The sequence below is a fragment of the Nonomuraea sp. NPDC049480 genome (assembly GCF_044465905.1).
Lineage (GTDB): Bacteria > Actinomycetota > Actinomycetes > Streptosporangiales > Streptosporangiaceae > Nonomuraea.
This window is the reverse complement of sequence record NZ_JBITMD010000001.1, coordinates 511,393-526,064: the sequence shown is the minus strand read 5'-3', so window position 1 is coordinate 526,064 and position 14,672 is coordinate 511,393. Positions and strand designations below refer to the sequence as shown.

Below are 14,672 nucleotides of genomic sequence, written 5' to 3'. Positions count from 1 at the left end.
GATCTTCGCCCCGCGGGACCGCTGCCGGATCCCGCGGAGGCGTCAGCGGCTGTAGGCCCCGAGCTCCCAGAGCGAGTAACCCCATTGGGTGCCGCGCTGGACGCCGCTCATCCTGACGTGGCGGGCGTCGACCGCCGGGAACGTGACGTTGTCGACGCCTCCGTCTCCTGCCGTGGTGGTGTGCACGGTCGACCAGGAGCTGCCGTCCTTCGACACCTCGATCCGGTAGCTCTTGCCGTACGCCGCCTCCCAGCGCAGGATCACCCTGCCGACGCGCCGCACGGAGCCCAGGTCCACGCGGATCCACTGGTTGTCGCTGTGCGCGCTGCCCCAGCGGGTGCCCAGATCGCCGTCGACGGCCCGGGCGCCCGGCAATGACCCCTCCGCGCTCGACACGGTCACCGTACGGCCGCGCGCCAGGTTCGCCACGTCGTCACCGCGCCGCGCGGGGAACGAGACGACCTGGTGGTACGTCGGCCGGTTCTGCCAGGAGATCAGCGCGTGCTTGATCCCGCCGAGCGGGGCCTGCCGGATCGTGTCGGCGCACCACTGGTCGCCCGCCGAGCACACGTCGTCGCCCGGGTACGTGGTCGCCGCCGGCTCGGCGAGCGCCTCCGTGAGGCTGGCGAGCAGCACCTGCCGGCACCCGGCGACGGTCCCGTCACCGCAGTGACGACGAGGGAGCGCCCCGGCCACCGGGTCACCGAGGACCGCCCGCAGATCCTTGTCCACCCAGCCCCACCAGCCGTACTGCAGGGCGGACCCCTTGTGCGGCTGAGCGCCGTTGGCGGAGGACGGGTAGGAGGACACGTCGCCCCTCTGGTGTCCGGAGGGCGACTCGTTGATCTGCAGGGCGTTCACCAGCGCCTGGTAGAGCTCGCCGCCCAGGCCCGGGCGGAACTGGGCGCGGACCAGCTTGGGCCACCAGGCGTCCATGACGCGGATGGCGTCGGCGTGGGCGTAGGCCTTGCTGCCCGCCGCGGTCTCCTTGCGCAGCGAGCCCGCCTGCCGCCAGGCCGACAGCTTGGCGATGGCGGACGACAGCGCCGGATCGTTCACCGTGCCGAGTACGCGGAGCAGTTCGGGCAGGACATCCTTGCCGCGCAGGTCGGTCACCGCCGCCTCGGCGACGATCTTCACCGTGCCCGCGCGGTCCAGCTTGCCGCCGCCGCCCAGCGCCGCCTTGACCGGCTTGTCCAGCAGGTCGCCCCGGTGCACCGCGGAGAAGCTGAAGTTGCCGTCCGCCGCGCCGAAGTCCCTGGCCTGCTTGTTGTTCCAGCTCACGTAGTAGTCCTGGTTCACGGACTTGGGACGCTGGGCGACCGGCAAGTACGTGGCGACGTTCGTCGCCGGGTTCCAGCCCTGCCACTCATGCGCCGGATCGGCCGCCATCGGCAGGTCCGGGTCGGAGACCGCCGAGCGCGCCGGCACGTCCCCGGACAGGAAGTAGGCGGCGTCGGCCGAGTTGACGTAGAACCAGTTGAAGTTGAACGAGATGTTGGCCGCGGAGTTCATGAAGTCGGCCGCGGTGCCCATCTGCCCGGGTTCGTTGAACATCATGAAGCCGATCGCGGAGTCCACTTCCCGCATGTAGGTGGATCGCAGGACGGCGAACGCGGTGGGGGTGCCGTTCACGGTGCCCCGCCAGGTGACCAGGCCGTACTTGGTGCGATGGATGACCAGCTTGTACGAGCCGGCGGGGGTGTTGTCGGCGGTGGTGGGCTTCCAGGAGTTGGTACGCTCCAGCTTCTCCATCGCGACGCACTGCCCGCGGAACATGTAGTGCGCGGAGTTCTGGGTCGGGGTGCCGCCGGCGGGCTCGCACAGCGTGAGCGCGTACGTGTCGGTGATGTCCTGGTTGCTGGACGTGGCGCTCCACGCGTAGTCCGGGCCCCGGCCGAGCAGGACGTACATGTTGAGTCCTGCGAAGGCGGCGCCGCGGGCCTTGATGCCGGGCGCCTCGATCTCTTGGAGCATCAGCAGCTGGGGCGCGAAATAGCCGGTCTGCGGGCCGAAGACGCCGATCGGGTGCCCGGTGGCCGACTTGGCCCCCGAGATGACGACGGCGTTGGACATGGACGCCTGCCCCGGCTCCACGCGCAGCCCGGGCAGTACGCCCTCGGCCTCGGTCTCCGGGATGACCGCCGAGCCGGTCGCCCCCTCGACCACGCTCACCGGCCGGGTCGTCGCGAGGTCGGGCAGCGCGACGCCGGTGGCCCCGGCAGGCGGGTTGCCCCAGGGGAAACTCTGCCCGTCGTGCAGCGTCAGCACGGTCTCGGGGTCGTTGCGGCCGCGGAACGCCTGCCATGCCTGGTCGCCGGCCGCGGTGCCGTACTTGGCCCGTGCGGCCACCCGCACCAGCGCCGACTGCATCTCCATGCCGCCACCGCCGCCGAACAGGCCGCCGATGACGCCGGAGATGGCGATGAGGTCGGTGATCGTGAAGTGCTTGGGGCCGCCGGCGTTGGTGACGGAGTCCAGGTGCCCGGCGAGGACGTATTCGCCGGGGCAGTCACGCCGGGACATGCACCGGTCGATGTAGGCGTTCGCGCCCGCGACGTAGTTCTCCACGTCGGCGTAGAGCTGGGCGCCGCGCGGGCCGCTCGCGCGCAAGCGGTCGAGCTGGGCCCGGAAGTCGGCCTCGGTGTAGGGGGAGTTGCGCCAGACGCTCTGCTCCAGCTCGCGGTTGCCCTGGGCGCCGCCGGCGAAGGTGGTCAAATCGCCACGGCCGACGTGGCGCATGAGGTCCATGAGGAACAGCCGGTCCTGGGCGCCGGCGAACCCGGCTCCGAACATCGCGCCGTCCCGGGTGGTGCCTTTGATGTGCGGCACGCCGGTCGCCTTGTCCCGGGTGATCGTGACGTCGGAGCGGGGCGAGAGCGTGCTCTCCACCTGGCCCGCGGGCACGCCGAAGGAGGCGTCGTTGAAGAAGTTCTCGATCTGGTCGTCGGTGAGCCCGCTGTAGGCGTTGATCAGGCCGGCGTACTTGCCGAGCTGGTCGGCGCTGTGCGCGGGCAGCGTGCCGAACGCCTGGTTGCCGAGGACCTCGACGAGGGTGGCGTTGCCGTTCTGCCCGGGCGGGAGGACGTCCGAGCACTGCCCGAGACAGTAGTCGTCGCGGATCTCGTCGAGCGCCGCGGTGAGGCTGGAGGCGGTGGTGGAGCTGGAGGTGGAGGCGGCACTGGGGGGTGCGGTGAGGACCGCTGTGAGGGTGGCGAGGGCGGTGGCCGTCGCGACCGCAGCTAAGACGCGCATGGCATCCTCTCCGGGTCGAAGGTCGAATCCCGAGAACACGAGCCCTACTCAGGTTTCGCTGCTCGCAAGTTACGCTCCAGTAGACCGCCGGTCAACGATCTGCTCCGCGATCGCACTGGCGCGGCGGGTCTTGTGGGGGCGAGGAGCCATGTTTACTCTCGAGTAACCACCCGCCTAGAACAAGTTCTAGGCGGTGCTCAGCGTGCGGATGCGCGCGTTTTCGCAGGTGATGACCCGACCGATGCGAAAGGCGGGGCGACGATGTCCTCAGGCAAGAACAGAAACTCGCGGCGGCTGATCCTTGGTGGGATGGTGGTCGCGCTGGCGCTGGCCGTCGCGGGTTCTGGTACGGCGGCAGCGGTCACACGGCAGGCGGGCGCCTCTGCCTTACGGGAGGTGCTGTTCGTCGGCAACAACTGGGACGGTACGGCCGACGTCATCGATTCCACGGGCGGCTTCGCCAAGATCGGCCGCGTCAACGTCATCCCCGACAAGGACCAGCGGCTGAGCGAGATCTACCTCAACCCGATCAAGCTCGCCTACTTCCTCGCCATCCGGGAGACCGTGGGCGAGGGGCACGACCAGTTCGTGGACGACATGTACACCACGCCCGACGGCACGGCCGTGGTCGTGTCGCGGCCGAGCTTCGCCGACGTCGTCTCGATCGACCTGGCCACCGGCCGGATCAAGTGGCGGTTCCCGGTATCGGGCTACCGTGCGGACCACATGGCGGTCTCGCCGGACGGCAGGCGCGTCGCGGTGTCGGCGTCGACGTCCAACACCGTCCACGTCCTCGACATCCAGACCGGCAGGGAGGCCGGGTCGGTCAAGACCGGCGACAAGCCGCACGAGAACGTGTTCACGCGCGACGGCAGATACCTGTGGAACATGTCGATCGGCGAGGTGAACACCGACCTCGACGATCCGTGGCTGGACTGGACGAAGGGCGACCGGCGCATCACCGTCATCGACACCTCGACGTTCAAGCAGGTCAAGACCATCGACATGCGCCAGCGGCTGGACGCCTTCGGGCACACGAACGTCTCGGACGCCGTACGGCCTGCCGTGTTCGCCCCCGGCGAGTCCCTGCTCTACTTCCAGGTCTCGTTCTTCAACGGCTTCTATGAGTACGACGTGGCCGCCGACCGGATCACCCGGGTGAAGACCCTGCCGGAGAACCCTTCGACCAGCAAGAACCGCAACGACTGGATCAACGACTCCCGCCATCACGGCGTGTCGATGAGCCCCGGCGGCGACAAGCTGTGCGTCGCGGGGACCATGGACGACTACGCGACCATCGTCGACCGCGCGACGCTCCGGGAAGGGCCGCTCGTCACCGCGTCCAAGCCGTACTGGGCGACCGTGAGCGGCGACGGCAGGGCGTGCATCGTCTCCGAGAGCGGCGCCGACCGGGTCACCGCGATCGACTTCGCCACGGGGCAGAAGGTGGCGTCGATTCCGGTCGGGGATCACCCTCAGCGGGTCCGCCTCGGCCGCGTACCGGCCGGCTGGACCGGCCCCGCGGGCGGCTGACACCCCTCACGGTAAGCAGGCCTGGACAGGCGATCTCGAGGGCAAGATTATGAGTGCGACTCACTTTCTTGCCCTCGGGCATGCCCCCTTGGAGTCGCACATGTCTGTCACCGCGTCTGTCCGGCGGCCGGTCGTCCTGCTCGTTCTCGCCCTCCTCCTGGCGGTGGTCCCGGCCAATGCCGCCGCGGCGGCGGGATCGGGCGCGAACGGCGCCTTCTCCGTGCTCACCTACAACGTGGCCGGACTCCCCGAGCCGCTGTCCAGCGGGAACCCCGCGACCAACACCCCGCTGATCGGCGCCCGCCTCGGCCCGTACGACGTCGTGCACGTCCAGGAGGACTTCAACTACCACGCGGCCCTCTACGCGGCCGACACCCACCCGCATCGCACGCCCACGAGCGGCGGGGTTCCGTTCGGCGACGGGCTGAACACGCTGTCCGGCTTCCCCTACAGCGACTTCCAGCGCGTCAAGTGGAACCAGTGCAACGGCACCGACTGCCTGACGCCCAAAGGCTTCACGTTCTCCCGTATCCGGTTCGCCGAGGGTGTGTACGTCGACTTCTACAACGTGCACGCCAACGCCGGCAGCGAGTCCGCCGACCTCGCGGCGCGCCGGGCGAACATCACTCAGTTGTCGCAGTTCATCCAGGCCTACTCCGCGGGCCAGGCCGTCGTGGTCATGGGCGACACCAACACCCGCTACACCCGCACCGGCGACAACATCCGCACGCTGGTCGACGACAACGGGCTGAAGGACGCCTGGGTGCAGGCCGTGCGCGGGGGCGTGCCCCCGGCGGCCGGCGACCCGGCCCTGGTGTGCGACCCGGCGAACGTCACCGACGACTGCGAGGTCGTCGACAAGATCTTCTATCGCGGCAACCGGTTCGTCCGGCTCGACCTGCTGGGCTACCACAACGAGAACGCGAGGTTCCTCGACGGCGCGGGCGCGCCGCTCTCCGACCACTACCCGCACCTGGCCAGGTTCTCCTGGAGCTTGGACTCCGGCATCCGGATGAGCGAACAGTTCGGAGGCCCGCACGGAACGCCGTTCACCGATGTGGCGGCCCTGCCGGCCGCGACCCAGGTGCGTCGCCTGCTCGTCCGGGCCGGCTCGCGCGTCGACCAGGTCGGCATCGAGTACGGCACGGGCCGGACACTGACGCACGGCGGCACCGGCGGCACGGCGCGCTCGCTCGACCTGGGCGCGGGGGAGCACCTCACCCAGCTCACCCTGTGGTCGGGCCAGCGGAACGGCCACACCCGGATCTTCGCCCTCACCGCCCGTACCAACCTGGGCCGCACCCTCAGCGTGGGCACCCAGACCAGCACCCAGGCCACCTTCACCGCCCCGTCAGGCTGGAAGATCAGTGGCTTTCACGGCCGCTCCGGCGATGAGGTCGACAAACTCGGCGTGATCTACACCCCGATCTGATGTGAGGTAAGCACACCACATTTCTGGTGTGTATGGAGATCGTCCAGAGATTGCGTCGTTTGACCTGGATGCAATGGATCGGCGCTTCATCTAGGCCGCTCCCCGTATCAGGAAAGCCGCGCTCCCGTCGTTGACCAGGCTTCTGGTGTGGATCATATTCCGACGATCCGGCCACGGCGACATGCTCGCCGGGCGGCTCCTGCCGGGTGTGCTTCGCCCGGCGGGCGCTGGAATCTTTGCACACGCGTGATTCATGAAATTGCTGATTTCCGGATAAGTCGGGCAGTGCCGGATTTGATCGGCAAATCAACTCTAGAATTTTGTTCGTGCCCGAGTCGGATGGAATGTTGATCTCTCAGCGCTACCGGTTGATCAAGGTGGTGGGTGCGGGAGGGATGGGCCGGGTTTGGCTCGGCCATGACGAATTGATCGGCCGCGAAGTGGCGATCAAAGAAGTTCTGCTGCCGCCCGATCTTGACCAAAGGCAGCGGGAAGCGGTGACCCAGCGCGCCATCCGGGAGGCCCGCGCCGCCGGCCGCCTGAACCATCCCGGCATCGTGACCGTGTACGACGTCGTTGAGCATCACGATGCTCCGGCGATCGTCATGGAGTTCGTCCGGGGCGGTTCCCTGGCCGACGCCATCCGGACGCGGGGCGGTCTGCCCGTCGAGCAGGTCGCGGGCATCGGATTGGCGATGCTCGACGCCTTGCTGGTCGCACACCAGAACGGGATCGTGCACCGTGACCTCAAGCCGGCCAACGTCCTGCTGGGCGGCAACCGGGTCGTGATCACCGACTTCGGCATCGCGAGCCTGGCCGGCGATCCTCAGCTGACCAGGTCGAACATGATCATGGGGACGCCCGCGTTCATGGCCCCCGAGCAGGCGCATGGTGAACCCGCCACGCCGGCGTCGGACCTCTGGTCGCTGGGTGCGACGCTGTACGCGGCGGTGGAGGGCCGTCCGCCCTTCGACGGCAACGACTTCCTCGCGGTGCTGTCCGCGCTGCTCACCAGAGACCCTCGCCCTCCGGTACGGGCGGGACGCCTCACGTCTCTGCTGATGGCTCTGCTGCGCAAGGACCCGGCGCAGCGGCCGACCGCGGAGCAGACCGCCCATCTCCTGTCCGCCGCGGCCGGATCGGGTCCGCCCGCCATGATCGTTCCGGCTCCCGTCGCAGGACAGGCCGGGCCTTACACCGTCCCCCCGTCGCCGGTGAGCGAAATGCCCACCCGCCGCGGCCGCGTCCGGCGGCGCACGATACTCCTCGGCGGCGCCGCTGCCCTCGTGGCGATCGGCGTTCCTTCCGCGGTGTGGATATCAGGCCGGAACGATCCGGGCCAGGCACTTCGGCCGGCCGAGACACCCGGTCCGAGCGGCTCCCCGGAGACGAGCCGCGCCCCCGAGCCGAGCGGCACCATCGAGGAGAGCGGCACGACCGAGCCGGCCGCCCCCGCCGAGATCGTCGACCACATCCGGCTGAACGGGCATCGCAAGAGCGTCACCTCGGTGGCGTTCAGCCCCGACGGCACGCTACTGGCCAGCGGAGACGACGATCTCACGCCGAGACCCAAGACCCGCCTGTGGAACGCGGCCAGCGGGAAGCTCATCACCACGCTGCTCGGCCCGCCGGGACATGGAGGCGCCTCGGCGCAGATCGTGGCGTTCAGCCCGGACGGCAGGCTCCTTGCCAGCGGCGGCAACTTCCTCGGCGACAGCACCCGGCTGTGGAACGTCGCCGACCGGCGGCTCATCGGAGCGCTGTCCCAAAGTGGTTCGATCATGAAGTCCCTGGCGTTCAGCCCCGACGGTCGCACGATCGCGGGGGTGACGCACACGGGTTCCGTCAAGCTGTGGGATGTGAGGACCCGGCAGGTCAAGATCGGTCTGCCGGACAGCGACGGATTCCGTAACGTGATGTTCAGCCCGGACGGCGCGCTCCTGGTCAGCGGTGGCCGCGGTCATGAGATCCGCCTGTCCGACGCCGGCACCGGGCGAACCGTCCGTACGATCACCGACACGACCGGTCAGGCCGTGGCCTTCAGCCCCGACGGCAGGACCCTCGCAGCCGCCGACTCCGACGGCACGTACAGCCTCCGGCTCTGGGACGTGGCCACCGGCCGCAGCCAGGCCGCCTTCGACCGCATCGACGGTCTCGTGACCGACGTCCTGTTCAGTCCGGACGGCAAAACGCTCGCCAGTTGGAGCCACGGGAACGTCGTACACCTGTGGGATGTGGCGGACGGGCGCATCCGCGCGACCCTGGTCGGCCACTCCGGCCAGGTGCACACCGTCGCGTTCAGCCCTGACGGAACGAAGATCGCCAGCGCCGGCCGGGACACCACCATCCGCATCTGGAACCTCACCGGCTGATCACGCCCCTCAGCGCACGATCGCCTCGGCCGCCTGCTCCGACGCCACGCCGATCATTCGTGCGGTCCTGTCTGCGTCACCGCGGCCGAGCATCAAGGGTCCGGTGTCCCCGCGTCGGGAGGGACATGCGGCGGAGGGTGGCCGGCTGGGCGGAACGTCAGCTGGTGTCGAGCCAGCCGAGCCGTGCTGCGCGTACGCCTGCCTGGAAGCGGCTGGTTGCCCCCAGCATCGCCGTCAGCTCGCTGACCAGGCGGGTGACGGTGCGGGTGGAGACGCCCATGCTGCGGGCGATGGCGGAGTCCTTCGCGCCGGCGGCCAGCATGCGCAGCACCGCCCGTTGCTGATCGGTGAGGGGACCGCCCTCGGCAGATCTCGGTACCTCATCGGGTTCGGATGCTGTCGTCCAGCAGTAGTCGTAGATCGCCGCGAGGGATTTCACCACGCTGCCGCCGCGGATCAGGAGGGTGCCTGCCTGCAGGTTCTCGGGGTCGGCCTGGACGACGGCGGTCCGGCGGTCGTAGATCAGCATGCGGGTGGGGATGACCGGGGCGACTCGTATCTCGATGCCGTGCTGTCGCCATCGGCCCATGTATTCGCGTATCAGGGGATTCGACAGGGCGATCTGCGCGTGCAGGGCACGCATTCGTACGCCGTTGCGCATGGTCGTCTGGCTGCGGGCGAGCCCCTCCTCCAGGGATTCGCGCGTCCACGCGGCGACCGGGTGCATGCCGAGCACCTCGTGTTCGGTCAGTTCGGCCAGCTCGTCAATGCGCTTGGACAGGTGCTCGCTGCGGGCGGGCCACGAGAAGAATTCGACGTGGATGCGGCTGTCCGCCTGTCTGGGCAGGTCGAGGTAGTGCTTGGCGAGGACTGCTGTCCTGACGTGCTGCTCGACGAGGCTGTCGAGAAGCCGATGGCTGCTTTGCAGGCTGCGGTTGAGCGCTGCGGCCACGTCGGCGGCGGTCTGGGTTTCCGGGTCCAGCAGGTTGAGCTGGGAAAGCTGATCGCGGGCCAGCTCGATGTCCGCCCCCGCGAGGCTCAGCTGCTCTGCCGCCTCGGGCAGCGACTCGCCTCGTTCCTGCATCCGGGCGTACAGAGAACGCGCGACACTGCCCTTCGCCGGATGCGGCCCCCCGTCCACAGGACTCCCTCCCCCTTGGGTCAACGCTGAACATTGACATATTCGGCCCTTTGTCGGCAAAAGGTTCTGGTTTCCGCCATGTCGTACTTCGGAAGCTTTTCCGTCCTCCATGAGGCGCCTGCGTGCATCACCATCGCTTCCAGCGAGGCGAAACAGCATCGCCGTGAACGAGAAGGAGGGATCCGGTTGATCACCGTTGCCTACAGTCTTGTCTCCTATCGCGTCACCGGTCTGTCACCGGCGACGTGCGAGCACTGCCTGGCCGCCATCAAGCTGGAGCTCATCCAGGTGCCGGGCATCGTCGGAGTGGACGTCGACCCGGCGGAAGCCCGCGTGAGCATTCTCACCGACGGTCCCGTCGACGAGGCGCGGGTACTCACGGCCATGGAGGCGGCCGGCTGCACCGTCGAGGACTCCTGACCCGCAGGCCGCCGAGGTCCGCCACCGTCGGGTGGCGGATCCGGGGCCGTGTTCCCGCTCGTCCCGGCCCTGCCGGCCACTCCCCACCGCGATGATGTCCGGTCAATGTCCTGTCCTCGTCCTGGTCCGCCTATGGCCGGTGATGGACACTCAACGGTGCGACACGGTGAGATCGTTTTCGCGCGGCTGACAAGATCTTCGATATGTTCGACTGAATTCACGACGCCAAGTCAACGCCGATGTTGGATGCCGTACAGGAGATGCCATGGTTGCTCGCCATACGATCGCCCTATCCGCCGTTGCCGCCGCGGTCGTGCTGTTAGGCGGCCTCGCCGCACCGCCACAGGCGGTCGCGTCGGAAGGCGGCGCCAGGGGCGAACTCGCGCAGCACCTGCGGCAGACGCTCGACCAGTTGCGGTTCGAGCAGGTCCTGGACACCGACCCGCCGACGAGCACCGCCGAGCTGAACCTGCTGAGGCAGCGCAGTCACGACAAGGAAGCGGAGAAGCCGCAGAGGGCGGCAGACCTGCGTGCCGCGGCCGCGGCTGCCGAGCCGATCTCGCAGCAGCCGCAGCTCGACGTGACCGTCATCGAGCTGAACGGTCGCGGCCGCGCCGTGTCCTCCGGCACCGTGCTGATGAGCCCGCAGTACCCGAACGGGAAGATCGTGCCGGTGGACCGCAACCTGCACACCACCGACGTGCGCTGGCGGCAGTGGGACGACGCCGGCTGGTACGCCAACCACGGTCAGGGCACCATCGACGTGGTGCCGGGCCGTGAGAACGCCTCCACCGACTTCATGCTTCCCTACCCCGCGTCGGTGCTGAAGCTGATGGTGGCCTTCGGCGTGCTGCGGCTGGTGGACCAGGGCGTGATCTCGCTCGACGACACCTATGCCTACCAGCCCACGACGATCAGCTCGCTGTGCGGCCCGGCCGGCAGCAACACGGTCCGCAACTACCTCGACGCCTCACTCACGTGGTCGTCCAACGCCGCCTCCTGCGCCATGGTCAAGCTGCTGCACGACCACGCCGCGGTCGACGGCCTCAACCGAACCTTCCAGGACCTGGGCCTGGAGACGCTGCAGCTGAAGAACACCAACCCGGCCAACGGCGCCCGCTGGGGCAACCCGGTCACCATGAGCTCGCTCGACACGGCCAAGCTCCTGATGCTGGTCAACGGCGGCGCGGGCACGTTGTGGACGGCTCCCAACGGCACCAAGGTCACCGCCGACGTCCTGAGCAACGCCTCACGCACGTTCTTCAGGAGCAAGCTGAGCGACCAGGGCATGAACGTCACCCTGTCGACCACCAACTGGTGCGGCGCCCCCTATCCCGCCCAGGGCATCCCGCAGCTCACGCCGTCGCGCTGGATCGGCGCCGACGGCACCGCCACCATCCCCGGACAGGGCATCGCGTACGGCCGCGACGTGCGGCCGTGCAACAACGCGGCCGAGGTCACGTTCGCCCACAAGAACGGCTGGGTGAGCAACTCCGGCGCCGACGCGGGCATCGTGAAGGCCCTCCCCGGCAAGGGAGGCCGCACCTACATCATCGCCATGTTCTCCAACCTCGGCTACCAGTACGTCGACTCCAACCGCCCGCCGACCGGCGCCGAGAACGTCTGGTTCACCGAGAAGCTGGCCAAACTGGGCAAGGCCATCGACGAGTACGAGAAGCAGCGCCGCATGTAGACGGTTTCGCCGTGACTCCGGGGGCACAACGCGTTCCACCAGGCTGCCTCAGTCACGGACACCTGACTTCCCCCGTTACAACTCGCTGGCTCCATACTGGATGGCGTGCTTGGGCGGCTCGATGAGCAGCGGGAGATCGATTGTGCGCTCGGCCGTGCGAAGGCCGGCCTCAGCGGCGCCCTCCTCGTCACCGGTGACGCGGGCATCGGCAAGTCGGCGCTGCTCGACTACGCGGAGTCCCAGGCAATCGGCTGGCGGGTGCTTCGCACGCGCGGGGTGGAGTCGGAGGCGGCCATCCCCTTCGGCGCGCTCCAGATGCTGCTCCGCCCGGTGCTGGGTCAGATCGACAAGCTCCCCACCGGCCAGGCGATCGCGTTACGCGGCGCCTGCCGGTTGACCATGTCGGCGATATGCGACCGCTTCCTCGTCGGCCTGGCCGCTCTGACCTTGCTGTCGGAGCTGGGTGACGAGCCGGTCCTGTGCTTGATCGACGACACGCAGTGGATGGATCGCTCCTCGCTGGATGCGTTGCTGTTCGCCGCCAGGCGGCTGCACGCCGAGGGCATTACCATGATCTTCGCCGGCCGCGGCAGCGGGTCCGCGTACGGCATCGCGGAGCTGCCTTTGGACGGGCTCGCTGAAGAGGCGGCGGCCGCGCTGCTGGCCGAGAACCTGCCGCCTCAGGTCCGCCGCAGGATCATCGCCGAGGCGCAGGGCAACCCCCTGGCCCTGCTGGAGCTGTCGGCGCAGCTCACGCCCCGCCAGCGAGAGGGCCGATTAGGCGCACTGCCGTCCTATGTCGATGCCGGGGCACCGACCCGCAGCGTCCAGTGGGTCTTCCGCGAGCAGATCATGGCCCTTCCCGAGGCCACCCAGACCGCCCTGCTGGTCGTCGCCGCCGACGACACCGGCGAGCTGGCTGTGCTGCTTCGAGCGGCCGGGCGACTCGGCTGCGACGCCGCGGACCTGGCGGCCGCCGAGCGCGCCACCATGATCCACGTGACGGCCGACGGCGTGGTGAGCTTCCGGCATCCCTTGATCCGAAGCGCCGCCTATCACGCCGCACCCTATTTCCGCCGCCAGGCCGCGCACCTCGCTCTGGCCGAGGTTCTGGACGACAGCCACACCGATCGGCGAGCCTGGCACCGCGCGGCCGGCAGACCGGCGCCCGACGAATGTCTCAGCCAGGAATTGGCGGGTGTAGCCGTACGCGCGAAACTTCAACAGGATGCCGCGGCCGCCTCCGCCGCGTTCGAGCGGGCCGCGGAGTTCACCGCCGTGCCCGGCCGGCGTACCGAACTGGTGCTGTCCGCCGCCGAGCAGGCGATGCACGCCGGGCAGCTCCCGCGCGTCGAACGGTTGGCCGCACGGGTCGAGGACACGGCGGACCCGGCTCGGCTGGCGCGAGTCAACGCCTGGACCTCTGGCGAACGTGGCAATCCGTGTCACGCGGCCCGCAGCCTTGTCGAGGGAGCCCGCCGTGTGGCCGACCCGGAGGTGGCGGCCCAACTGCTGTGCGACGCGATCCGGGCCGCCTCCCTGGGCGGGAACGCGACGATCGCTCGTGAGGCCGAGGCCACCCTGCGTGCACTCGCGCTGCCTGCCTCCGAGCTGCTGCGGGTCCAGGCGCGCGGCATGGCCACGGTCACCCGCCTCATCGAGGGCGACCCGGTCACGAACCTGACCGACCTGCGTACGGCGGCCGTCCAGCTCGCCACCAGCCCGGCCATGCTGCCGCTGGCCAGCTCGCTGAGTCTCATAGCCGGCGAGGAGCATACGGCGCGCGACCTCGCCGCGCAGTTCGTGGCCCGATGCCGTGACGGCGGCTGGATCGGCGTTCTGCCGGACGCGCTGGCGTTGCTGGCCCAGGCCCAGATGCTGGGCGATCAGCACGCGGAAGCGCATGCGGCGGCACAGGAAGCGCTGGCCATCTCGTGTGACACCCACCAGCAACACCGGGTCGGTCAGATCAGCGGCGTGCTCGCCTGGCTGGCCGCAGTCCGCGGCGACACGGAGTCCTGCCTCGATCTGGCTGAACGGGCAAGCCGGGATGTGCCTTCCGTCCAGGCGATCGCCACGTGGGCCGTGGGCCTGCACCACCTGGCCGCCTGCCGCTGGGAGCAAGCCCGCGTGCACCTCGTGGAGGTGTCGGCCAAGCACCCCATTGTGGGCTTGTTCGCGGCACCCGACCTGGTCGAAGCGACGGTCCGGAGCGGACGGCCTGCCGAGAAGGCGGCGCTCGGATTCGAGGAATGGGCCGCGGCGGTGAACAGGCCCTGGGCGACATCCGTCGCCGCGCGCCTCAAGGCCATCACGGCAAACCGCCAAGTCCATTTCGAGGAGGCGCTCGGCGTCGCCGCGGATCAGCCGTTCCGCACGGCCCGCACACGCCTGCTCTACGGTGAGTGGCTCAGGCGGGAACGCCGTCGTGGCGACGCCCGCCGGCAGTTGCGGATGGCCCAAGAACTGTTCGACCAGCTCGGTGCCGGTGCGTGGCGGGCACGGGCGAGCGCGGAGCTGGAAGCCACCGGCGTCACCGCTCCGTCGGCCGGGGGCAGGCGGGTGGAGTCCCTGACTCCGCAGGAACGGCAGGTGGCGCTGCTGGCGGCCGAGGGGCTCTCCAACCGGCAGATCGGCGCGCGGCTGTTTCTCAGCCCTCGGACGGTGGGCCATCACCTGTCGAATGCGTTCCGCAAGCTGGGGATCGCCTCACGCGAGGAACTGGCCGGATTGATGACGGATATGGCGCCCCGATGACACGCGCGGATTTAGGTCATACCGGCGGATACGGGAGTGATCGTTAGCGAAGTACCGTGCAGCCACCCC

At 69.3% G+C, this 14,672-nt stretch carries 8 protein-coding genes; 6 read left to right on the top strand and 2 right to left on the bottom strand.

The genetic code is table 11. The features are described 5' to 3' along the window. Window positions 1-42: 42 nt before the first annotated feature. Window positions 43-3,255, bottom strand: coding sequence for a penicillin acylase family protein (locus ACIBX3_RS02470; RefSeq protein WP_397112259.1), 3,213 nt, complete (start codon window positions 3,253-3,255; stop codon window positions 43-45). 309 nt (window positions 3,256-3,564) lie between these two features. Between ACIBX3_RS02470 and ACIBX3_RS02465 the strand changes: the two genes are divergently transcribed. From ACIBX3_RS02465 to ACIBX3_RS02455, 3 genes are all read left to right on the top strand, one after another. Next, window positions 3,565-4,788, top strand: a complete 1,224-nt coding sequence (locus ACIBX3_RS02465; RefSeq protein ID WP_397112257.1) for a YncE family protein — start codon at window positions 3,565-3,567, stop codon at window positions 4,786-4,788. A 100-nt stretch (window positions 4,789-4,888) separates the two neighbouring features. Beyond that, window positions 4,889-6,220, top strand: a complete 1,332-nt coding sequence (locus ACIBX3_RS02460; RefSeq protein WP_397112255.1) for a jacalin-like lectin — start codon at window positions 4,889-4,891, stop codon at window positions 6,218-6,220. A gap of 344 nt (window positions 6,221-6,564) precedes the next feature. Next, entirely contained in the window at window positions 6,565-8,592 is a 2,028-nt protein-coding gene (locus ACIBX3_RS02455; protein WP_397113373.1) for a WD40 repeat domain-containing serine/threonine protein kinase, read from the top strand. 157 nt (window positions 8,593-8,749) lie between these two features. Here the strand turns inward: ACIBX3_RS02455 and ACIBX3_RS02450 are convergent, their stop codons facing one another. After that, window positions 8,750-9,733, bottom strand: coding sequence for a LuxR C-terminal-related transcriptional regulator (locus tag ACIBX3_RS02450; RefSeq protein ID WP_397112253.1), 984 nt, complete (start codon window positions 9,731-9,733; stop codon window positions 8,750-8,752). Between the two features lie 186 nt (window positions 9,734-9,919). Here ACIBX3_RS02450 and ACIBX3_RS02445 point away from each other — a divergent pair, with 186 nt between their 5' ends. From ACIBX3_RS02445 to ACIBX3_RS02435, 3 genes are all read left to right on the top strand, one after another. Continuing rightward, window positions 9,920-10,153 (top strand): heavy-metal-associated domain-containing protein, encoded by a 234-nt coding sequence (locus ACIBX3_RS02445; protein WP_397112251.1) that lies wholly within the window; start codon window positions 9,920-9,922, stop codon window positions 10,151-10,153. A 265-nt stretch (window positions 10,154-10,418) separates the two neighbouring features. Then, window positions 10,419-11,846: a serine hydrolase gene (locus tag ACIBX3_RS02440; protein WP_397112250.1), complete on the top strand. Its 1,428-nt coding sequence runs from the start codon at window positions 10,419-10,421 to the stop codon at window positions 11,844-11,846. Between the two features lie 105 nt (window positions 11,847-11,951). After that, window positions 11,952-14,603 carry a LuxR C-terminal-related transcriptional regulator gene (locus tag ACIBX3_RS02435; RefSeq protein WP_397112249.1) on the top strand — a complete coding sequence of 884 codons (2,652 nt, stop codon included), beginning with the start codon at window positions 11,952-11,954 and terminating at the stop codon, window positions 14,601-14,603. Window positions 14,604-14,672 lie beyond the last annotated feature (69 nt).

Excerpts from the sequence above, each read along its gene's own strand:
- ACIBX3_RS02470 (WP_397112259.1), bottom strand. The coding sequence starts at position 3,255 with ATGCGCGTCTTAGCTGCGGTCGCGACGGCCACCGCCCTCGCCACCCTC.
- ACIBX3_RS02465 (WP_397112257.1), top strand. The coding sequence starts at position 3,565 with ATGGTGGTCGCGCTGGCGCTGGCCGTCGCGGGTTCTGGTACGGCGGCA.
- ACIBX3_RS02460 (WP_397112255.1), top strand. The coding sequence starts at position 4,889 with ATGTCTGTCACCGCGTCTGTCCGGCGGCCGGTCGTCCTGCTCGTTCTC.
- ACIBX3_RS02455 (WP_397113373.1), top strand. The coding sequence starts at position 6,565 with ATGTTGATCTCTCAGCGCTACCGGTTGATCAAGGTGGTGGGTGCGGGA.
- ACIBX3_RS02440 (WP_397112250.1), top strand. The coding sequence starts at position 10,419 with ATGGTTGCTCGCCATACGATCGCCCTATCCGCCGTTGCCGCCGCGGTC.